17 protein-coding genes and 1 pseudogene are annotated in these 21,454 nt (G+C 70.9%); 16 read left to right on the top strand and 2 right to left on the bottom strand.

Annotated features, from left to right (window positions below; all coding sequences use genetic code 11):
• Nucleotides 1-91: 91 nt before the first annotated feature.
• The 3 genes from OHA73_RS33685 to OHA73_RS33695 all read left to right on the top strand — a co-directional run bounded on the left by OHA73_RS33685 (nucleotide 92) and on the right by OHA73_RS33695 (nucleotide 4,175).
• Nucleotides 92-1,603: an NCS1 family nucleobase:cation symporter-1 gene (locus OHA73_RS33685; RefSeq protein WP_266715378.1), complete on the top strand. Its 1,512-nt coding sequence runs from the start codon at nucleotides 92-94 to the stop codon at nucleotides 1,601-1,603.
• A gap of 296 nt (nucleotides 1,604-1,899) precedes the next feature.
• A complete protein-coding gene (locus tag OHA73_RS33690) occupies nucleotides 1,900-3,390 on the top strand; it encodes an NCS1 family nucleobase:cation symporter-1 (RefSeq protein WP_267068666.1) in 1,491 nt (496 codons plus the stop codon).
• Between the two features lie 59 nt (nucleotides 3,391-3,449).
• The gene (locus tag OHA73_RS33695; protein ID WP_266715380.1) at nucleotides 3,450-4,175 is read left to right on the top strand and encodes an aspartate/glutamate racemase family protein; all 726 of its coding nucleotides are present in this window, start codon (nucleotides 3,450-3,452) and stop codon (nucleotides 4,173-4,175) included.
• A gap of 1 nt (nucleotide 4,176) precedes the next feature.
• Here the strand turns inward: OHA73_RS33695 and OHA73_RS33700 are convergent, their stop codons facing one another.
• On the bottom strand, nucleotides 4,177-4,836 hold the full coding sequence (locus tag OHA73_RS33700; RefSeq protein ID WP_327656923.1) for a hypothetical protein: 660 nt from the start codon (nucleotides 4,834-4,836) through the stop codon (nucleotides 4,177-4,179).
• Nucleotides 4,837-5,044: 208 nt separating this feature from the next.
• Between OHA73_RS33700 and OHA73_RS33705 the strand changes: the two genes are divergently transcribed.
• Nucleotides 5,045-5,446: a cold-shock protein gene (locus OHA73_RS33705; RefSeq protein ID WP_266715382.1), complete on the top strand. Its 402-nt coding sequence runs from the start codon at nucleotides 5,045-5,047 to the stop codon at nucleotides 5,444-5,446.
• A 36-nt stretch (nucleotides 5,447-5,482) separates the two neighbouring features.
• Here the strand turns inward: OHA73_RS33705 and OHA73_RS33710 are convergent, their stop codons facing one another.
• Complete coding sequence (locus OHA73_RS33710) at nucleotides 5,483-6,130, bottom strand: TetR/AcrR family transcriptional regulator (protein WP_327656924.1); 648 nt, start codon at nucleotides 6,128-6,130, stop codon at nucleotides 5,483-5,485.
• Between the two features lie 55 nt (nucleotides 6,131-6,185).
• On the opposite strand from OHA73_RS33710, the gene OHA73_RS33715 reads away from it, so the two are divergent.
• From OHA73_RS33715 to OHA73_RS33770, 12 genes and pseudogenes are all read left to right on the top strand, one after another.
• Complete coding sequence (locus OHA73_RS33715) at nucleotides 6,186-7,655, top strand: MFS transporter (RefSeq protein WP_327656925.1); 1,470 nt, start codon at nucleotides 6,186-6,188, stop codon at nucleotides 7,653-7,655.
• 30 nt (nucleotides 7,656-7,685) lie between these two features.
• Nucleotides 7,686-9,188 (top strand): sulfatase-like hydrolase/transferase, encoded by a 1,503-nt coding sequence (locus tag OHA73_RS33720; protein WP_327656926.1) that lies wholly within the window; start codon nucleotides 7,686-7,688, stop codon nucleotides 9,186-9,188.
• A gap of 250 nt (nucleotides 9,189-9,438) precedes the next feature.
• Entirely contained in the window at nucleotides 9,439-11,007 is a 1,569-nt protein-coding gene (locus OHA73_RS33725) for an ABC transporter substrate-binding protein (protein ID WP_327656927.1), read from the top strand.
• A gap of 65 nt (nucleotides 11,008-11,072) precedes the next feature.
• Complete coding sequence (locus OHA73_RS33730; protein WP_323179684.1) at nucleotides 11,073-12,026, top strand: ABC transporter permease; 954 nt, start codon at nucleotides 11,073-11,075, stop codon at nucleotides 12,024-12,026.
• Nucleotides 12,027-12,031: 5 nt separating this feature from the next.
• Nucleotides 12,032-12,898, top strand: a complete 867-nt coding sequence (locus OHA73_RS33735) for an ABC transporter permease (RefSeq protein WP_443063229.1) — start codon at nucleotides 12,032-12,034, stop codon at nucleotides 12,896-12,898.
• Entirely contained in the window at nucleotides 12,895-13,911 is a 1,017-nt protein-coding gene (locus OHA73_RS33740) for an ABC transporter ATP-binding protein (RefSeq protein WP_266715389.1), read from the top strand. Before OHA73_RS33735 ends, OHA73_RS33740 begins: the two co-directional genes overlap by 4 nt.
• The gene (locus OHA73_RS33745; protein WP_266715390.1) at nucleotides 13,908-14,972 is read left to right on the top strand and encodes an ABC transporter ATP-binding protein; all 1,065 of its coding nucleotides are present in this window, start codon (nucleotides 13,908-13,910) and stop codon (nucleotides 14,970-14,972) included. Before OHA73_RS33740 ends, OHA73_RS33745 begins: the two co-directional genes overlap by 4 nt.
• An 8-nt stretch (nucleotides 14,973-14,980) precedes the next feature.
• The gene (locus OHA73_RS33750) at nucleotides 14,981-16,819 is read left to right on the top strand and encodes a gamma-glutamyltransferase family protein (RefSeq protein WP_327656929.1); all 1,839 of its coding nucleotides are present in this window, start codon (nucleotides 14,981-14,983) and stop codon (nucleotides 16,817-16,819) included.
• A gap of 100 nt (nucleotides 16,820-16,919) precedes the next feature.
• On the top strand, nucleotides 16,920-17,795 hold the full coding sequence (locus OHA73_RS33755) for an inositol monophosphatase family protein (protein WP_327656930.1): 876 nt from the start codon (nucleotides 16,920-16,922) through the stop codon (nucleotides 17,793-17,795).
• Nucleotides 17,796-17,881: 86 nt separating this feature from the next.
• Nucleotides 17,882-19,291 carry a phytoene desaturase family protein gene (locus OHA73_RS33760; protein WP_327658579.1) on the top strand — a complete coding sequence of 470 codons (1,410 nt, stop codon included), beginning with the start codon at nucleotides 17,882-17,884 and terminating at the stop codon, nucleotides 19,289-19,291.
• Nucleotides 19,288-19,803: pseudogene (locus tag OHA73_RS33765) on the top strand (O-acetyl-ADP-ribose deacetylase); the annotation flags it as partial. The gene OHA73_RS33760 and the pseudogene OHA73_RS33765, both read left to right, overlap by 4 nt.
• A 164-nt stretch (nucleotides 19,804-19,967) precedes the next feature.
• Nucleotides 19,968-21,449, top strand: a complete 1,482-nt coding sequence (locus tag OHA73_RS33770) for an AlkA N-terminal domain-containing protein (RefSeq protein WP_327656931.1) — start codon at nucleotides 19,968-19,970, stop codon at nucleotides 21,447-21,449.
• Nucleotides 21,450-21,454: the final 5 nt, after the last annotated feature.

Raw genomic sequence — 21,454 nt, forward strand, 5'->3', positions numbered from 1 at the left:
CGTGCGCAACCCCCGTACCAGGCAAGGCAGTTGACGGCATCCGTACCCGCACGGCCGCTGTTCCCGTCTCCCCGAGCAGAACGGACTGCCCATGACCGACACCGCCCCGAGAGCGCCCCTGCCCGCGGTGGAGCTCGCCGCCGACGCCTATCCGGCCGACAGCCCCTACGCCAATGAGGACCTGCGCCCGGTCCCGCTCGCCGACCGCCGCTGGACCACGTACAACTTCGTGGCCCTGTGGATCGGGATGGCGCACTGCATCCCGTCGTGGACGCTTGCGTCCGGGCTCGTCGCGCTGGGCATGGACTGGAAGCAGGCGGTCCTCACCATCGCCCTGGCGAACGTCATCGTTCTGGCCCCCATGCTGCTGACCGGGCACGCCGGGCCCAAGTACGGCATCCCCTTCCCGGTCCTGGCGCGGGCCGGCTTCGGTGTGCGCGGCGCCAATCTGCCCGCGATGGTGCGGGCCGCGGTGGCCTGTTGCTGGTTCGGCATCCAGACGTGGATCGGCGGCCAGGGGATCTTCGTGCTCCTCGGGAAGATCTTCGGAGGGTGGACGGGGGCGGCCGAGGTCGGCGGCTATCCGTGGACCCTCTGGCTCTGCTTCTTCGTCTTCTGGGTCCTCGAACTCGCCATCATCTACCGGGGGATGGAGACGCTGCGCCGCTTCGAGAACTGGGCGGCGCCGTTCGTGCTCGTCGGCGCGGTGGTGCTGCTGGTGTGGATCGCCAACAAGGCGGGCGGCTTCGGTCCGTTGCTGCACGAACCGTCGAAGGTCGGCTGGGGCCCGGACTTCTGGAAGGTCTTCTTCCCCGGCCTGATGGGCATGATCGGCTTCTGGTCCACGCTGTCGTTGAACATCCCGGACTTCACGCGCTTCGGTAAGGGGCAGCGGGCGCAGGTCTGGGGGCAGACCCTTGGCCTGCCGACGACGATGACCCTGTTCGCGCTGATGTCGGTCCTGGTGACGGCGGGCTCGGAGAAGGTCTACGGGGTGCCCATCTGGGACCCGGTGGCGCTGGCGGGCAAGACGGACAACGTGTTCGGGCTGCTCTTCGCGCTGATCACGGTCTTCGTGGCGACGATCTCGGTGAACGTCGCGGCCAACGTGGTGTCACCCGCGTACGACTTGGCGAACCTGGCCCCGAAGCTCATCAGCTTCCGCGCCGGCGCGATCATCACGGGCGTGCTGGGTGTCCTCGTCATGCCGTGGAAGCTCACGTCCACGCCCGAGTTGTACATCTTCACGTGGCTCGGCCTGGTCGGCGGGCTGCTCGGCACGGTCGCGGGCATCCTGATCGCCGACTACTGGATCGTGCGGCGGACGGTGCTGCACCTCGCCGATCTGTATGTACGGGACGGGCGTTACTGGTACCGCGGCGGCTGGAACTGGCGCGCCGTCCTCGCCTTCGCGGTCGGGGGCGTGCTGGCCGTCGGCGGCTCGTACTCGACGGTGAACGCCAAGGGCGAGAAGGCGGGGCCGTTCCCCGTGGACGGACTGATCCCCTTCCTCAAACCGCTGGCCGACTACGGCTGGGCCGTGGGCCTCACGGCATCGCTCGTGCTGTACACGGTGCTGATGGCGGGGCAGCGGCGGGACTGAGCGGCCCCGCACCACCCTCTGCACCTCCCCGTGCGTCCTTTTCCGATCCAGATTCTGTGACCTGGCTCATTGACGGACCCGCACTTCATCAGGTTTGGTATACCAAACCGGGAGTGCGGGTCCGCCGCGTGTGCGGATCGCCAAATGCCCGAATTGGGCGGTCAGTTCACCCGTGAGGAATCGGTGTTTTCTTCGCGTACACCTCTTGATTACCGCAAAACTGGCCCGTAGCGTCTTCCCGCCAAGAGGAAACCAAGTTCCTCATCGCGGAAAATGTGGACATCCAGGAGCGCGTCATGGCTGCCGTGCACGAACAGACCCCCACCGCCGGTGTCGACGGGCCCGCCCGCACCAGTCCAGGTCTCTACAGTCCCGATCTGGCCCCCACCAAGAAGGAGGGGCGCCGCTGGGGCGCGTACAACGTCTTCACGCTATGGGGCAACGACGTGCACAGCCTGGGCAACTACGCCTTCGCCGTGGGCCTGTTCGCGCTCGGGCTCAGCGTCTGGCAGATCCTGATCGCCTTCGCGGTCGCCTCCGCCCTGCTCTTCGGACTCCTCACGCTCTCCGGCTACATGGGCCAGAAGACCGGCGTCCCCTTCCCGGTGATGAGCCGGATCGCCTTCGGTACCCGCGGGGCGCAGATCCCCGCGGCCGTGCGCGGCGCCGTCGCCATCGCCTGGTTCGGCATCCAGACGTATCTCGCCGCCGTCGTGCTCGGCGCCGTGATCAAGAAGCTGGCGCCCGGCGCCGCCTCGCTCGACCACAACTCGATCCTGGGCCTGTCCACCCTCGGCTGGATCACCTTCCTGACCCTCTGGGTCATCCAGGTCGTGATCGTCAGCTACGGCATGGAACTCATCCGCAAGTACATGGCGTTCGCCGCGCCCACCATCCTCATCACGATGTGCGCGCTCGCCGCCTGGATCTTCGTCAAGGCGGACATGTCCATCGCGGTCTCCACCGGCTCCGCGCCCACCGGGCTCGACGCCTGGCGGCAGATCCTGGAATCCGCCGCGCTCTGGGTCGTCATCTACGGCACCTTCGTCCTGAACTTCTGCGACTTCACCCGCTCCGCGAAGAGCCGCCGCGCCATCGTCGCGGGCAACCTGGTCGGCATCCCGCTCAACATGCTCTTCTTCGCCGGCATCGTCGTCGTGCTCTCCGGCGGCCAGTTCAAGATCAACGGTGCGGTCATCTCCGGCCCCGAGGACATCGTCGCGACCATCCCGAGCACCCCGCTGATGGTCCTCGCCTCCTTGGCCTTCATCGTCCTGACCATCGCGGTGAACCTGCTCGCGAACTTCGTCGCGCCGGTCTACACGCTGGTCAACCTGTTCCCGCGCAAGCTGAACTTCCGCAAGGCCGGCATCGTCAGCGCCGTCATCGGGCTCGTCATCCTGCCCTGGAACCTCTACAACAGCCCGACCGTCGTGAACTACTTCCTCGGTGGACTCGGCGCCCTGCTCGGCCCCGCCTTCGGTGTCGTCATGGCCGACTACTGGCTGGTGCGCAAGACGCGGGTCAACGTGCCCGACCTCTACACCGATGCCGTCGACGGCGACTACCACTACCGTTCCGGGTTCCACCTGCGGGCCGTCGGCGCGTTCGCCCCGTCCGCCGCCATCGCGGTCGTCATCGCCCTCGTACCCGCGTTCAAGTCGCTCTCCGGGTTCTCCTGGTTCATCGGCGCCGGTCTCGCCGCGCTGCTCTACGTCGCCGTCGCGGACCGCAGCCGCACCGCGAACGACGTGGACGGCGAGGAGATCGCCGTTCCCGCCGCCTGACCTCGCTCCCACAACTCAGCACAACTAGAAGCACAACAAGAAGAAAGCTGTAGCCCGCCATGCGCATTCTCGTCTGCAACGTCAACACCACCGAGGACATGACCGAGAGCATCGGTGCGCAGGCCAGGGCCGTGGCCTCGCCGGGCACCGAGATCGTGCCGCTCACCCCGGCGTTCGGCCCCGACTCCTGCGAGGGCAACTACGAGAGCTACCTGGCCGCGATCGCCGTCATGGAGACGGTCCGCGCCTACCCGGAGCCCTTCGACGCCGTCGTGCAGGCGGGCTACGGCGAGCACGGCCGCGAGGGGCTCCAGGAGCTCCTCGACGTCCCGGTCGTCGACATCACGGAGGCCGCCGCGAGCACCGCCCAGTACCTCGGCCACAAGTACTCCGTGGTGACCACGCTCGACCGGGCCGTGCCGCTCATCGAGGACCGCCTCAAGCTGGCCGGGCTCACCGACCGCCTCGCCTCCGTACGCGCCAGTGGCCTCGCCGTGCTGGACCTCGAACGCGATCCGGACGCCGCCGTGAAGGCCATCGTCGAGCAGTCCGCGCGGGCCGTGGAGGACGACCGGGCCGAGGTCATCTGCCTGGGCTGCGGCGGCATGGCGGGCCTCGCGGACGAGGTCAAGGCGCGTACGGGCGTGCCCGTCGTCGACGGTGTCGCCGCAGCCGTGACCGTGGCCGAGTCACTCGTCCGGATGGGCCTGACCACGTCGAAGGTGCGCACGTACGCGCCGCCGCGCCCCAAGACGTTCAAGAACTGGCCGCCGCGCCAGGGCTGACTCAGGAGCCCTTGCCGAGCGAGGCCGCCGCGTCCCCGGCGGCCTTGCGGGCGCCTCTGATCACGGTGTCGTTCGACGGCGCGCCCTTCGACTCGAAGTCGCTGCCGTTGTAGGTGACGGTCAGCAGCATGTTCCCCGTGCGGACCGTCACGACGGACTCGCGGGTGTCCTGCTTGTTCTTCGTCGTGAGCGAGCTCGTCACACGCGCCTCGTCCCCGAGGCCCTTGAGCGGGCTGGTCCGCTTCTCGCCGTCCCCGGCCGCGAACGCCTTCTTCGCCAGGTCGTCGGAGTCCTTCACCTCGAAGGAGACGTCGAGCCAGCGGTAGTCGTACCCCTTCAGGGCGCTCCACGAGCAGCCGCGGCGGACCGACTCGTCGGTGGCCGACAGCTCCTTGCCCGCCGTCTTGGCGTCCGGCACGAGGGACTTGACCGTCGAGGTGGGCAGCGCCTCACAGGGGGCCGGGGGCTGCTGATAAGTCTTCGAGGCCACGGACTCACCGGGCTCGTCGGGCGCCGAGGACGACTGCGGCGCCGACTCGGATGCGTCCTTGCTCGCGGACTGCTCCGCCATGGGGCCCGAATAGGCCCAGCCCGCGCAGGCGAGCACGGCGACGGGCAGCAGGCGGGCGGTCAGGGTGACCGGCAGCGGGAGAGACCGCACGGCGTACGTCCCTTACGTCAGGGTGGACGGGGGGACGGTCAGTCTCACATGAGTTGCTGTGTGCGGATACCGCCACTTCCGTCACCGTGACATCACGCTGGGGCGTCGCTGCGGCAGGTCCGCGGGAACACGGGGGCGGACCGGTAGGATCCGCAAACGTTGTTGGAGGCTGCGGGCACTGGGCCCGCCGAGGTGGTTGGGGGTCGGCGTGGCTGCTGGTCGTGTGGTGCGCTTCGACGGAGCGCGTGGTTATGGGTTCATCGCGCCGGACGACGGCGGCGAGGACGTCTTCCTGCATGTGAACGACCTCCTGATCCCCGAGTCGTACATCCGCACGGGTCTCAAGGTCTCCTTCGACATCGAGGAGGGCGACCGCGGGCCCAAGGCCTCGTCGGTGCAGCTCGCCGAGGGGGCCTCGGCTCCCACGCCCGGCCGGCACGCGGCCGAGGGCGACGACGTGCTCTGCGATGTGCTGCGCGTCGACGAGTTCACGAACGAGGTCACGGAGCTGCTGCTGCGCTCGGCGCCCTCGCTGACGGGTGAGCAGATCCTGGCGATCCGCCGGGAGTTGGTGCAGAGCGGCCGCAAGCACGGGTGGGTCGACAGCTGATCGCCACTGGACAGGTGATCACCACTGGACAGCCGATCACCACGGGGTGTCCGACACCTCGGCGGTGAGCACCGCCACCCCCGCGTCGACGAGGTCGGCCGCGAGCAGGCGCTGCTCGCCGAGGTCGGCTCCGGCCTGCAGCACCCGCTCCCGCTGGGCGAGCGTGTGCAGCAGCAGGCCGATGAAGAACTCCCACCGGTTCTCCCTTACGCGATCCGGGAGTTCGGGCATGCAGTGCGTGATCCGGGAGTGCAGCTTCAGCAGACCGCGCGTCCACGGATGCGCCCCGAGGTCGTTCGGCGCGATGCCCTCGACGTACATGGCGTTGACGACGAACCGCAGGAACCAGCTGGGCCGCCCGGGATCCTCCAGGCGCTCGACCATCGGGCGCACCAACACCCCGGTGAGCGCCCGCAGTTCCTTGCCCCGGCCCTGCGCGTCGATCGCGTCCAGCAGCTCCAGCTGACGCGCCGTGGTGGCGGTCAGTCGGTCCTCGTAGATCGCTTCGATCAGCTTGTGCTTCGTGCCGAAGTGATAGGCGACCGCGGACGTGTTGCGCTGGTCCGCCGCCGCGGCGATCTCCCGGAGTGACGTGGCGTGTATGCCCTGTTCGGCGAAGAGGCGCTCCGCCACGTCGAGGAGGCGGCGCCTTGTTCCGTTCGCGGGGTCCGTCGCGGGGTCCATGGCCAAGAGTGTCGGTTGTCTTGCTTGTTTAACGCAAGCGCGTTAAGACGTCACCGTGACCGACACGTCCAGGCTCGAAGGCCGCAGCACCGCCGCGTACGTCCTGCGGCTGGTCCCGCTGATCCTGCTCACCGAGGTCGTCGCGCTCGAACTCGCCCTCGTCTACCCGGCGTTGCAGCACATGGCGGCCGAGTTCCGCACCCCGTCGATCGGCTGGACGCTCACCGTCGTGAGCCTCGTCGGGGTGGTGGCGCAGCCGCTGCTCGGCAAGGTCGCCGACGGGCACGGCAAGAAGCGGGTGATCGTGTGCGCGGCGGGTGCCTTCGCGGTCGGCTCGCTGGTGTGCGCGCTCGCGCCGAACTTCCCCGTACTGCTCGTCGGGCGGGCCGTGCAGGGCGTCGCCATGGTGATCGCTCCGGCCGCGTACGGGCTGATCCGTGATGTGTTCCCGGTGCGCCTCGTGCCGGTGGCGATGGGCGCGATCACCACCGGCATCGGGCTCAGCGTCATCGTGGGACCGGTCGTCGGCGGGGTGCTCACGCAGGCCTTCGGCTTCCGGGCGATCTTCTGGTTCTGCCTGCTGTACGCGGTGGTGCTCACGCCGCTCGTCGTCGCCACGTTCCCGGAGTCGGGGGTGCGCCTTCGGCGGCGCGTGGACGTGGCCGGGGGACTGCTCTTCGGCTGCGGCGCCGCGGGAGTGCTGCTCGCGGTGGGGCAGGGCGGCCGCTGGGGGTGGGGCTCGGCCCGGCTGATCGCGGTGGCCGTCGGCGCGTGCCTGCTGCTCGCCCTGTTCGTGGTGTGCGAGCTGCGCGCCGCGTATCCGCTGATCGACCTGCGGCTGCTCGCGGGGCCCGGGCTGCGCTGGACGCTGCTCGCCGCGTTCGGCGGGTCCGTGGCGATCGGCGGGCAGGCGCTCACGCTGCCGCAGCTCGTGCAGACGCCGAAGGACACCGGGTTCGGACTCGGCATGGCGCCGCTCGGTGTCGCCATCTTCCTTGTGCCGCAAGGGTTGTTGAGCGCCGTGAGCGGTCCGATCGGCGGGCTGCTCGCGCGCCGGCACGCGCCGCGCACGGGTCTCGTGATCGCGCTCGGCTGCCTCGCCGCGGGCGCGGCGCTCCTGTCCGTACTGCACACCGAGGTGTGGCACATCCTGCTCGCGGCCCTGTTCGCGGGCGTCGGGTTCGGCTTCTTCTTCGTGTCCGTGTCGAACCTCGTCGTCGAGGCCGTGCCCGCGACACACACCGGCGTCGGCGCCGGAATGATGGGCGTCGCCAACAACCTCGGCAACGCCACGGGTGTCACGGTGCTCGGCGCCGTACTCGCCCAGCACGTCCTCGACGGATCAGTGGCGGGCGACAAGATCCTCTACGCCGAGTCGGGGTACGTCTCCGCGTTCCTGGTGGCGGCGGGCGCCGCCGCCCTGGCCCTGCTCGTCGCCGTCTTCATGCGGCACGGGCGGACCCCGGCGACCGGCGGCGTGGGCCCCGCCTCGCGCGAGACCGGCACCGTCGAAGCCGCACCATGACCAACTCCCTTGCGTACAAGGAAGGTTGACATGCAGCAACCCGAAGGTGGAAAGCGCCCCAACATCCTCCTCGTCGTCTCCGACCAGGAGCGCCAACGCGACTGGCTCCCCGCCACGGTCGAACTCCCGTGGCGCGAGCGGCTGCTCGCCGAAGGCATGGAGTTCACGAACTACTGGACGCACTCCTCGCCCTGCTCACCCTCGCGGGCCACGATGATGACGGGCCGGTACGTCACCCAGCACCAGGTCGCCGAGAACGTCATCTTCCCCTGGCAGCCCGAGCTCGACCCGTCCGTCACCACGATCGGCGGCGCGCTGCGGCAGGCCGGGTACCGGTCCTCGTACATCGGCAAATGGCATCTGTCCCGCTCCGCGCGGCCCGACATGGAGGCGTACGGCTACGGGGACTGGGACGGCAACGACCACCACTTCATGGGCCTCGCCGGTACCGGAGTGCACTTCGACCCGGTCATCGCGAACAACGCCGCGCACTGGCTGCGCCGCAATGCCCAGGCCGACGAGCCCTGGTTCCTCACCGTCGCGCTCGTCAACCCGCACGACGTGATGTGGTACCCGGTCGACCAGCCCGAGTACCAGCGCGCGCACCCTCGGACCATGGAGTTCATCCGTCAGTTCCTCGACGGCGACTGGGGCGGCGGGCAGGCGATTCCGCCGTACGAGCAGCCCTACGACGAGGTGTTCAGCGAGCTTCCCGCGAACTTCGACGACGATCTGCACACCAAGCCGGACACCCAGCGGCAGTGGCGCCACGACCAGCAGCACAGCCTCTACGGCCGCATCGACCCGGCCGACAAGGGCGCGTGGCTGCGCCAGCTCGACTACTACGCCCAGCTGCACCGCCTCGCCGACGAGTCCCTGGGGAAGGTCCTCGGCGCCCTGGAGGAGTCCGGTGGCTGGGACGACACGATCGTCATCTTCACGTCCGACCACGGCGACATGTGCGGCGGCCACGGCCTGCGCTCCAAGGGGCCCTTCGTCTACGACGAGATCATGCGCGTGCCCTGCTACGTGAAGGCGCCGGGGACGACCCGGCCCGGCACGGTCAGCGACTCCCTCGCCTCGCACGTCGACCTCGCCTCGACGATCTGCGCGCTCGCGGGGGTGCCCGCGCCCGACTCGTTCCGCGGAGTGGACCTCACGCCCGTGTTCCGGGACCCGCGGGCATCCGTGCGCGACTACGTGCTGTTCGCGCACGAGGCCACGCACACCCGCCGCATCCAGCGGACGCGGTACGCGGTACGCGGCATGTTCGACGGCCGGTTCAAGTACGCCCGCTACTTCGGCGTCGGCGGCGGACTCCCCGCCGACCTGGGCGAGAAGCCGGAGCCTTCGACGATGCTCTACGGCCCGGACGCCGACTTCGACGACAACGACCACGAGCTGTACGACCTCCAGGAGGATCCGGGCGAGTTGGTGAATCTCGCCATGGACCGGGCACGCCGGGCGGAGCTCAGGGAGCGGTTCGGGAAGCTGCGCGAGGTGGAAGGGGAGGACTTCGCTCCGCTGAACTGACCTGCGCGGCCGTGGGCGGTCCGGCAGCTGTGGGCAATCTGTGGGTCGGCGCCCCATTTGCCGCTCGTGTTTATCCAATCTTCACCAAGGGTTGTCCGGATCCCGGACAACCCTCTTGTGTGCGGACTGTATGCGAAATACGTTCTGCCGTATTCCTTGATCGCTCACCGATCGCCCACCCCTCATCTCTTGGCGGAGGTAAGCCCTCGTGCGCCGAAAAGCGGTTGCCCTGACGGCAATTGTCCTGGCGATGTCCACTTTGTCGGCCTGCGGCTCCCTGCAGTCCTCGGCCACGGAGGTGGGCGGGGAGCGGATGACCGACAACCGTCCGGTCCGTGACGGCGGAACGCTGACCGTGGCCCTCAACGCCGACCCCGACAAGCTCGACCCGACCCTCGCCCAGACCCTCGTGGGCCGCACCGTCTTCGCGGGCATGTGCGAGAAGCTCTACGACGTCAACGAGCAGGGGAAGGTCGTGCCGCAGCTCGCGACCCACGAGCCCGAGGTCTCCAAGGACGGCCGCACCGTCACCTTCGACGTACGCAAGGACGCCAGGTTCAGCGACGGCACCAGGCTGAACGCCGACGCCGTCGTCACCTCCCTGCTGCGCCACCGCGACCTGGCCGGCTCCGCCCGCGCCACCGAGCTCGGCCCGCTGAAGTCGGCGAAGGCCACGGGCCCGTACAGCGTGAAGCTCACCCTGAAGCAGCCGTACGTGCCGCTGACCGCGGTGCTCGCCGACCGCTCCGGCATGGTGATGTCGCCGACCGCGCTCAAGAAGTACGGCAAGAACTTCACCAACCACCCGTCCTGCGTGGGTCCCTACCGGTTCGTCGAGCGTGTCGGCGGTGACCGCATCGTGGTCGCCAAGGACCCGAACTACTACGACGCCAAGGACGTCCACCTGGACAAGGTGATCTACAAGCCGATCCCCGACGGCAGCGTCCGCCTCGCCAACCTGCGCTCCGGCGACGTCCAGATCGGCGACCAGATGGTCCCGGTCGACGTGAAGAGCGCGCTCACCGACAACAAGCTGCGGCTCTTCAACTCGCCCTCGCTCGGCTACCAGGGCATCGGCATCAACGTCGGCAACGTCAAGGGCCTCGGCCAGGCGCCCGGCAAGGTCGACACGGTGATGGCGAAGGACGTTCGCGTCCGTGAGGCCTTCGAGCTGGCCATCGACCGCGACCTCATCAACAAGGTCGCGTTCCAGGGCATGTACGAGCCCGCCTGCGGCCCGATGTCCCCGGCGTCCGCGATCGCGCCCGGCGTCAAGGCCTCGCAGTGCCCGAAGCGCGATGTCCCCAAGGCGAAGCGGCTGTTGAAGGCGGCGGGCGTCAAGGGTGCCGTGCACGTGGAGCTGAAGATCCCCACGACGCCCGAGTGGAGTCGCATCGGCCAGGTGATCCAGGCCATGGTCAAGGACGCCGGGTTCGCCCTCACGCTGCGCCCCACCGAGTACGCCACCATGCTCGAGGAGACCGACAACGGGCAGTACCAGGCCTTCCAGAGCGGCTGGTCCGGACGCCTCGACCCGGACGGCAACATCGCGAGCTTCCTCCAGACCAAGGGCGCGATGAACGCCTACGGTCTTGGCAACCCCGAGATCGACGAGCTGATCAAGCGCGGCCGCACCGAGTCCGACCCCGCCGAGCGCGACAAGATCTACGCCGAGCTGATCCGCAAGGTGAACGCCGAGCACACCCTGATCTACCTCTACCGCCAGAAGAACTACGTCGTCACCGGGAAGGACGTCGCGGGTCTGCACGTCTACGGCGACGGCCTCGTCCGAGTCAAGGATGCGGGGTACGTCAAGTGACGACCGCTCAAGTGGCCGCAAAGAAGGCCACGTTGAAGAAGTCCGGGCTGCTCGCCGGGCATCCGATGGCCAAGTACGTCCTCACCCGCATCCGGCAGTCCGTCATCACGATGTTCCTCGTGTCGATCGTCGTGTTCGCCGGCATCCGCGCGCTGCCCGGCGACCCGGCGCTCGCGCTCGCCGGTGAGGAGCGCAGTCCGAAGGCGCTGGCCGCGATCCGCTCCTCGTACGGGCTCGACGACAACATCGTGGTCCAGTACGGCCGGTTCATCGGGCATGCGCTCCAGGGCGACCTGGGCAACTCCTCCCGCACCGGGCTCCCGGTCTCCGACGCCATCGCGCAGGCGCTGCCCGTCACCCTCGAACTCGCCGCGCTCTCCCTGCTGTTGGCGATCGTCCTGGGTGTCGGCGCCGGTGTCGTCGCCGCCGTGCGCCGCGGCAAGACCGCCGAGTGGATCGCCAACGCCCTTGCGCTGCTCGGTCTTTCGGTGCCGACGTTCTGGCTCGGTATCGTCCTGGTCCTCGCCTTCGCGATCGCCGTGCCGGTCTTCGCGGCCTCCGGCTTCGTCCCGTTCGGCACCGACCCGATCGACAACCTGCGCCGCATGGTGCTGCCCGCGATCGTCCTCGGCTCGGGGCTCGCCGCCGTCGTCATGCGGCAGACCCGCGCCGCGATGCTCGACTCGCTCTCCGCGGACTACGTGCGCACCGCCCGCGCCAAGGGCCTCTCGCGCCGCGAGGTGGTCGGCGGGCACGCCCTGCGCAACTCGCTCGTCACCGTCGTCACCGTGCTCGGCCTGCAGCTCGGTCACCTGATCTCCGGCGCGGTCGTCACCGAGCAGATCTTCGTGCTCCCCGGCTTCGGCAAGCTCACCATCGACGCCGTCTTCACGCGTGACTACGCGACGCTGCAAGGCGTGGTGCTGTGCACGTCGTTCGCGTACATCTTCATCAACCTGCTGGTCGACGTGGCGTACTCGGTCATCGACCCGCGCATCCGGCTCGGAGGTGCCCGGTGACCACCATCGCCCTGACGGGAATACGGGCCCGCGCCGCCAAGAGCGGCAAGCTGCGCGCCCTGCGCAAGAACAAGCTCGCCATGACCGGCGCCGTCATCGCCGCGATCTTCGTGCTCGCCGCGCTGTTCGCGCCGCTCGTCGCGCCGTACGACCCCGCGCGCGCCAACTTCGAGGACGTGCTCGCCGCGCCGAGCTGGGCGCACTGGCTGGGCACCGACGACCTCGGGCGCGACCAGCTGTCCCGCGTCGTGTTCGGGGCCCGCGCCTCGATGCAGGTCGGCGTGCTCGCCGTCGTGCTCGCCTTCGTCGTCGGCGTCCCGCTCGGCCTGCTCGCCGGGTACTACGGCAAGCTCGCCGACAGCGTCGTGTCCCGCGTCACCGACACGATGCTCGCCTTCCCCTTCCTGGTCCTGGCCGTCGGCCTCGCCGCCGTCCTCGGCCCCTCGCTCACCAACGCGACCATCGCCATCGGCATCTCGCAGATCCCGGCCGTCATCCGGATCTCCCGCGCCGAGACGCTCCGCCTCAAGCACGTGGACTACGTGGCCGCGGCCGTCGCCAACGGAGGCGGCGACGGCACCATCCTGTTCCGGCACATCCTGCCCAACGCCACCTCGGCGCTGATCGTGCAGGCCACCGTGGGCATCCCCACCGCCATCATCGGCGAGGCCCTGCTCAGCTTCCTCGGCCTCGGCGTGCAGCCGCCCGAGCCGTCCCTCGGCGTGATGCTGTCGTCCGCCCAGTCCTTCCTCGCGCCCGCGCCCTGGATGGCGGTGTTCCCCGGCCTCGCGGTCGTCGCCGCGACGCTGGCGTTCAACCTGCTCGGCGACGGCCTGCGCGACGTCCTCGACCCCCGTGGAGCGACCCGATGACCTCTGAGACCTCCGAACCAGTCCTCAGCGTCCGGGACCTGTCGGTGTCCTTCCGCTCCGACACCCGCACCGTGCACGCCGTCGACCAGGTCTCCTTCGACCTGCGCGCCGGTGAAGTGCTCGCCGTGGTGGGGGAGTCGGGCTGCGGCAAGTCCGTCACCTCCATGGCCGTCATGGGACTCCTCCCGCCCACCGCGCACATCACCGGCTCCGTCCGGATCGGGGACAAGGAGCTCGCGGGCGCGGACGACAGGGCGTACGGGAAGATCCGCGGCAACGAGATCGCGATGATCTTCCAGGAGCCGATGACGTCCCTGAACCCGGTGCTCACCATCGGGCGGCAGATCGGCGAAGTGCTCCGCCGCCACCAGGGGCTGAACAAGAAGCAGGCACGCGCGCGTGCCGTCGAACTCCTCGACCTCGTGGGCATCCCCGCGCCGGCCGAGCGCGTCGACGAGTACCCGCACCAGCTGTCCGGCGGCATGCGCCAGCGCGTCATGATCGCCATCGCGGTGGCCTGCGACCCGGCGGTACTCATCGCCGACGAGCCGACGACCGCGCTCGACGTGACCGTGCAGGCGGGCATCCTGGAGGTGCTCCAGGCGCTGCGCGAGCGGCTCGGCACCGCCATCGTCCTCATCACGCACGACCTCGGCGTGGTGGCCGACACCGCCGACCGGGTGCTCGTCATGTACGCGGGCCGGCCGGTCGAACAGGCGCCGGTGCACGAGCTGTTCGCCGACCCCAAGCACCCGTACACGCGCGGGCTGCTCTCCGCCGTGCTGCGGCCCGGCGGCGAGGGCAAGCGGCGGCTCCCCGAGATCCCCGGACTCGTGCCGAGCCTCGACTCCCAGCCCGAGGCCTGCACGTTCGCGCCGCGCTGCGCCCGCGCCGACGACACCTGTACGTCGAGCCGTCCCGGCCTCAAGGCCGTCGCCGCGGACGCCGGGGCCGACGCCCCGCACCGCGCCGCCTGCTGGCACCCGCACACCCTCCAGGAGACCGCTTCATGAGCCCCGACAAGCCCGGTCAGAGCACACCGGTCCTCGAACTCACCGACCTGGAACGTCACTTCGCGGGATCCACCGGCACCGTGCGCGCCGCCGACGGCGTCTCCTTGACCGTCGGGCGCGGCGAGGTCGTCGGCCTCGTCGGCGAGTCCGGCAGCGGCAAGTCGACCGTCGGACGCTGCGCCGTCCGCCTCGACGATCCGACCGGCGGCACCGTGCGCATCAACGGCACCGACGTGACCACCATGTCCCGGCGCGCCCTGCGGCCGCTGCGCAAGGACTTCCACCTGGTCTTCCAGGACCCCTCGTCCTCGCTCGACCCGCGGATGACCGTCGGCCAGATCGTCGCCGAGCCGCTCAAGCTGCACGGCATCGCGAAGGGCGAGGCGGCACGCGCGCGTGTGGCCGAACTCCTCGACCAGGTGGGGCTGCGCCCCGAGCACGCCGACCGGCACCCGCACGAACTCTCCGGCGGCCAGCGCCAGCGCATCTCCATCGCCCGCGCGCTGTCCGTCGAGCCGGATCTGCTGATCGCCGACGAGCCGACCTCCGCGCTCGACGTGTCCGTGCAGGCCTCGGTCCTCAACCTCCTCGCCGACCTGCAGCGCGACCGCGGCTTCGGTTGCCTGTTCATCACGCACGACCTCGCGGCCGTCGAGTACCTCGCCGACCGGATCGCCGTCATGTACCTGGGCCAGATCGTCGAACAGGCGCCCACGAAGGAGCTGTTCGCGGACCCGAAGCACCCCTACACGCAGGCGCTGCTCTCGGCCGCACCGGTCCCCGACCCGACCACGCAGCGCAGCCGCCAACGCATCGTCCTCAGCGGCGAGTTGCCCAGCCCCCTGGCCCCGCCCGCCGGCTGCCGCTTCCACACGCGCTGCCCGCTCGCCGTCGACCGCTGCCGCACCGAAATCCCGGCGCTGCGCACGCTGGAGGGCGGCCGGGAAGTCTCCTGCCACCTCGTCGGCGACGACGGCACGGCCCCGGACGCGGCCGCACCGCCGGACGAACTGTCGACAGCGTCTCGTACGATCCCCAGCACCCGCACCGCCTCCCGCTAGGAGCTTCCTTGTTCACGACCCGCCCGACCCTGCAGGGCACCTTCGGCATGGTGTCCTCCACGCACTACCTCGCCTCCCAGTCCGCGATGGCGGTCCTCGAGGACGGCGGCAACGCCTACGACGCCGCCGTCGCCGCGGGCTTCGTGCTGCACGTCGTGGAGCCGCACCTGAACGGGCCCGCCGGCGAGGTGCCGATCATCCTGGCGCCGACCGGGGGAGAGGTGCAGGTGCTGTGCGGGCAGGGCGGGGCACCGGCGGGAGCCACCGTCGCGCACTACAAGTCCCTCGGCCTGGACCTCGTCCCCGGTACGGGACCCCTCGCGGCCGCCGTCCCCGGCGCGTTCGACGCCTGGATGCTCCTCCTGAAGGACCACGGCACCAAGACCCTCGCCGACGTCCTCAAGTACGCCATCGGGTACGCCGAGGACGGGCACGCGCCCGTGGAGCGCGTCGGCGAGACCGTCGAGACCGTACGCGAGCTCTTCGAGACCGAGTGGCCCTCGTCCGCCGAGGTCTACCTGGCCGACGGCAAGTCCCCCAAGCCCGGTGAGCTGCTGCGCAACCAGAAGCTCGCCGCCACCTGGAAGCGCGTCATAGCCGAGTCCGAGGAGGCCGGCGGCGCCGGCAGTGCCAACCGGGTCGCCCAGATCGAGGCCGCCCGCAAGGTGTGGCGCGAGGGCTTCATCGCCGAGGCGCTGGTCCGCCAGTCGCAGCGGCCCACGAAGGACACCAGCGGCGAGCGGCACGTCGGCACGCTGACCGCCGAGGACCTCGCCGGCTGGTCGGCGTCCTACGAGGCCCCGGCGACGTACGAGTGGAACGGCTGGACGCTGTGCAAGGCCGGCGGCTGGAGCCAGGGCCCCGCCTTCCTCCAGCAGCTCGCCCTGCTCCCGCCCGAGCTGCCCGCCTACGGGTCCGCCGACTACGTCCACCTGCTCGTCGAGGGCTGCAAGCTCGCGATGGCGGACCGCGAGGCCTGGTACGGCGACGCGGCCGACGTCCCCGTGTACGCGCTGCTGTCCGACGAGTACAACGCCGCGCGCCGCGCCCTCATCGACCCGGAGAAGGCCTCCCACGAGCTGCGTCCGGGCAGCCCGCTGGGCGCCGAGCCGCGCCTGAGCGCGCACGCCGACGCGGTCGCCGCGGGCGAGGAGGGCTTCGACGCCATGGGCGTCGCGGGCGCGGGCGAGCCCACCGTGCAGAAGTCCACCTCGGACGAGGAGGTGTCCGCGAACGGCGCCACCCGCGGTGACACCTGCCACATCGACATCGTCGACCGCTGGGGCAACATGGTCGCCGCCACGCCCTCCGGCGGCTGGCTCCAGGCCAACCCGGTCGTCCCCGAGCTGGGCTTCCCGCTCGGCACCCGCCTCCAGATGGCCTGGCTGGACGAGGGCCTGCCGAACTCGCTCACGCCCGGGAAGCGCCCCCGCACCACGCTCACCCCGTCCCTCGCCCTGAAGGACGGCGTCCCGGTCATGGCCTTCGGCACGCCCGGCGGCGACCAGCAGGACCAGTGGCAGGTGCACTTCTTCCTGGCGGTGGCGCTGCGTGGGACGGTGCGCGGCGGGCTCGACCTCCAGGGCGCCATCGACGCCCCGAACTGGCACAACGACTCGTTCCCCGGCTCCTTCTTCCCCCGCGGCATGCGGCCGGGATCGGTCACCGTCGAGTCGCGGATCGGCGAGGACGTCGTCGCCGAGCTGCGCCGCCGCGGCCACGACGTGACCGTCGGCGACGCCTGGTCCGAGGGCCGCCTGTGCGCCGTCGCCCGCGACCCGCGCACCGGCGTCCTGTCGGCGGCGGCGAACCCGCGCGGCATGCAGGGCTACGCGGTCGGTCGCTGACCCGTCACGGACGGTGGGCGGCACCCGGATGTCTTCGAGGTGTCGCCCGCCGTTCACCTGCCGTGAGGGCGTTGTCAGTGGGCTGTGTTCTCATGGAGACATGATCGAAACGAAGACGGAAAGCATCGAAGACTTTCCGACCACAGAGGACTTTCTGAACACGCACATCAACCACAAGCTCGTGACCGGCGTCGAGGACATCGTCCGGGCCGCCGCGGCAGCCGAGATCACCCCGCGCTTCCGGCAGCTCGCCGCCGACGAGATCGAAGAGAAGAGCGCACCGCACGACCTCGTGACGGTCGCCGACAAGCGCGCCGAGGAGTACCTCACCCTCGAGCTCGCCGCTCTGCTGCCCGGCTCCGTCGTCGTCGGCGAGGAAGCGGTCGCCGCGGACCCGGGCTCCTACGAGGCGCTCCAGGGCACCGCCCCGGTCTGGATCGTCGACCCGGTCGACGGGACCCGCCAGTTCGTGCACGGCGACCCCGGCTTCTGCACCCTCGTCGCCCTCGCGCTCGACGGCGTGGTGCTCGCCTCCTGGACGTACGCGCCCGCGCTCGACGAAATGGCCGTGGCGGTCCGCGGCCGGGGCGCGCGGCTCAACGGAGAGGTGCTGCACGCCGGACCCCCGGCACCCGGCACCGACCTGCGGGTCGCGACCTCGCACCCCGACTTCACGACCGACGAGCAGAAGCGCTCCTTGCTGGGCCTGCACACGGACGGCGTCGCGCCGCGCCCGTGCGGTTCGGCGGGCCTGGAGTACCTGGGCATCGCCCGCGGCACCGTCGACGCGATCGCGTTCGGCTGGGAGCTGGCCTGGGACCACGCGGCCGGGATCCTCCTGGTCGAGGAGGCCGGCGGCGCACACCTCACGCGCGACGGAATCCCGTTCTCGATCCGCGGCGGAAACGCGCTGCCGTTCACGGCGGCGCGGGACGCGGACACCACCCGGCGCGTGGCGGGATTGCTGGCAGGCTGACCCGCACTGCGGAGTCGTCGGGTGGCCCGGCATATCCTGTCCTGGGAGTGGCCATCGGCTGACAAAGGAGTCCGAAGGTGCCGTCGATGCTCGATGCCGTCGTCGTGGGTGCGGGGCCGAACGGGCTGACCGCAGCCGTTGAACTGGCCAGGCGCGGCTTCTCCGTTGCCGTGTTCGAGGCCGAGGGCACGGTGGGCGGCGGCGCCCGCACGGAGGAGCTGACGCTCCCCGGGTTCCGCCACGACCCGTGCTCGGCCGCGCACCCCCTGGGCATCAACTCCCCGGCGTTCAGGGACCTGCCCCTGGACCGGTACGGCCTCGACTGGGTCCAGCACGAACTGCCGATGGCGCACCCGTTCCCCGACGGCAGCGCGGCCATACTGTCCCGGTCCGTCGCCGAGACCGCGGCATCGTTCGGCCCGCGCGACGCGGGCACGTACCGGCGCCTGATCGAACCCCTGCTCCCGCACTGGGACACCCTGGTCAGGGACTTCATGTCGCTGCCGCTCAGCGCGCTGCCCCGCGACCCGGTCACCCTCGCCCGGTTCGGACTCGTCGGCCTGCCGCCGTCGACGTGGCTGATGCGCCGCTTCCGCGACGAGAAGGCCCCCGCCCTGCTCTCGGGCCTCGTCGCCCACGTCATCGCGCCGCTCGGCGGCTTCGCGACCTCCGCGATCGGCCTGGTCTTCGCCCTCGCTGCCCACGCGCGCGGGTGGCCCGTCGCGCGCGGCGGCTCCCAGGCGATCTCCGACGCGCTCGCCGGGTACCTGAGGGACCTCGGCGGCGCCATCCACACCGACTACGAGGTGAAGCGGCTCGACGACCTGCCGCCCGCCCGCGCCTACATCTTCGACACGTCGCCGACGGCCGTCGCCAGGATCGCCGGGCTCGGCCGCTATTACGACCGTTTCCGGTACGGGGCGAGCGTCTTCAAGGTCGACTACGCGCTCGACGGGCCGGTGCCGTGGACCGCGAAGGAGGCCAGGACCGCGGGGACGGTGCAGGTCGGCCCGTACCGCTCGGACATCGGCAGGGCGCTGAACGCGGCGTCGCGCGAGGGCCGCGGCCCCGAGGCGCCGTTCCTGATCACGGTGCAGCCGACCGTCGCCGACCCCACGCGCGCACCCGCGGGCAAGCACACCTTCTGGGCGTACGGGCACGTGCCGAACGGCTGGGACGGTGACCTCACGGACGCCATCGAGCGCCAACTGGAGCGCTTCGCACCGGGGTTCAGGGACCTGGTCCTCGCGCGCGCGACGGCGGGCCCACCCGAACTCGCGGTCCGCAACGCCAACTACGTAGGCGGCGACATCGCCTCCGGCGCGGCCAGCGGCCTCCAGCTCCTCCTGCGCCCGAAGCTCTCCCTGTCCCCGTACACCACCCCGCACCCCGCCGTGTACATCTGCTCGTCGGCGTCCCCACCGGGGCCGGGAGTCCACGGGATGTCGGGGCACAATGCCGCGAAGGCGGTGTGGAGGAGGCTGCGCGCGTCATGACCGCTCGTCACAACCCTCAACTGGTGCTGGTCCAGGGCGACATCACCGAGCAGGAGGTGGACGCGATCGTCAACGCGGCCAACTCCTCGCTGCTCGGCGGCGGGGGAGTGGACGGTGCCATCCACCGGGCCGGCGGCCCCGAGATCCTCGCCGAATGCCGCGCCCTGCGCGCCTCGCAGTACGGCAAGGGCCTGCCGACGGGCCAGGCGGTCGCGACGACGGCGGGCCGCCTCCCGGCCCGCTACGTCATCCACACGGTGGGCCCCCGCTGGTCGACAACGGAGGACCGCTCCGACCTCCTCGCGTCCTGCTACCGCGAATCGCTCCGCGTGGCGGACGAGCTCCACGCACGCGTGGTGGCGTTCCCGGCGATCTCCACTGGCATCTACGGATGGCCCCTGGAGGACGGAGCACGGATCGCGGTGGAGACGGTCCGGGACGCCTGTCCGGCGGGCGTGGAGGAGATCAGGTTCGTGGTCTTCGACGATCGAGCGCGTGAGGCGTTCGATCGTGCCCTATCAAGCGACGGTGGCCATTCGAGCGGCTCGGGCAAATCAAGCCCCGCTCTGGGACGAGACTCGCGGGGTCCGGGGCGGAGCCCCGAGACGTAGGGACGTCCGACGTCGATGTCGCATTCTCGCCAGCCAACCCGCCCACCATGCCCGACGCTAGACGCATGCACACCGACACGGACCGCTGCGTACGCGCAGTACAGGCCAAGGACACCCGTTTCGACGGCGTCTTCTTCACCGCCGTCGTCACCACCCGCATCTACTGCCGCCCCGGCTGCCCGGTCGTGCCGCCCAAGCCCCGCAACATGCGGTTCTACCCGAGCGCCGCCGCCTGCCAGCAGGCCGGATTCCGGGCCTGCAAGCGGTGCCGCCCCGACAGCACCCCCGGCTCCCCGGAGTGGAACGCCCGCGCCGACCTCACCGCCCGCGCCATGCGCCTCATCGGCGACGGCGTGGTGGACCGCGACGGCGTCCCCGGACTCGCCCGCCGCCTCGGCTACAGCGCCCGCCAGATCGAGCGGCAGCTCCTCGCCGAGCTGGGCGCCGGCCCGCTCGCCCTGGCCCGCGCCCAGCGGGCCCAGACGGCTCGCCTGCTGATCGAGACCACCCAACTCCCGCTCTCCGAGGTCGCGTTCGCATCCGGCTTCGCCTCGATCCGGACCTTCAACGACACGGTCCGCGAGGTCTACGCCCTCTCCCCGAGCGAACTGCGCGCCCGCAGGCCGCAGCGGGAGGCGGACACCGTGGCCGGCGCGATCACGCTCCGGCTCCCCTTCCGCGCACCCCTCAACCCCGACAACCTCTTCGGCCACCTCGCCGCGACGGCCGTACCCGGCGTCGAGGAGTGGCGCGACGGCTCCTACCGCCGCACCCTCCGCCTGCCGCACGGCCACGGCATCGCGACGCTCACCCCGCCGACCGTGTCCACGGCCACGTACGTCGCCTGCCGCCTGATCCTCACCGACCAGCGCGACCTCACCGTGGCCATCAGCCGCTGCCGCCGCATGCTGGACCTGGACGCGGACCCGGTCGCCGTGGACGAGCAGCTGCGCACCGACCCGCTGCTCGCCCCGCTCGTCGACAAGGCGCCCGGCCGCAGGGTGCCGCGCACCGTCGACGAGGCCGAGTTCGCGGTCCGCGCGGTCCTCGGCCAGCAGGTCTCGACGGCCGCCGCCCGCACCCACGCCGCCCGCCTGGTCCTCGCCCACGGCGAACCCGTCGACGACCCCGAGGGCGGCCTCACCCACCTCTTCCCGTCCCCGAAGGACCTCGCCTCCCTCGACCCGGAGTCGCTCGCGCTGCCCCGCAGCCGCCGCACGACCCTCACCACCCTCGTACGCCAACTGGCCGACGGCGACCTGAAGTTGGGCCCAGAGTCCGACTGGGAAGAGGCTCGCGCCCGGCTCTCCGAGCTGCCCGGATTCGGCCCCTGGACCATCGAGGCGATCGCCATGCGCGCCCTCGGCGACCCGGACGCGTTCCTGCCCACCGACCTCGGAATGCGCCGCGCCGCCCAGGAGTTGGGCCTGCCCCACACCCCGGCGGCGCTGACCGCCCGGGCGGCGGCCTGGCGGCCCTGGCGCGCGTACGCGACCCAGTACCTGTGGGCCACGGACAGCCACCCGATCAACTTCCTTCCCACGTAAGGGAT

This window comes from Streptomyces sp. NBC_00483 (assembly GCF_036013745.1).
GTDB lineage: Bacteria > Actinomycetota > Actinomycetes > Streptomycetales > Streptomycetaceae > Streptomyces.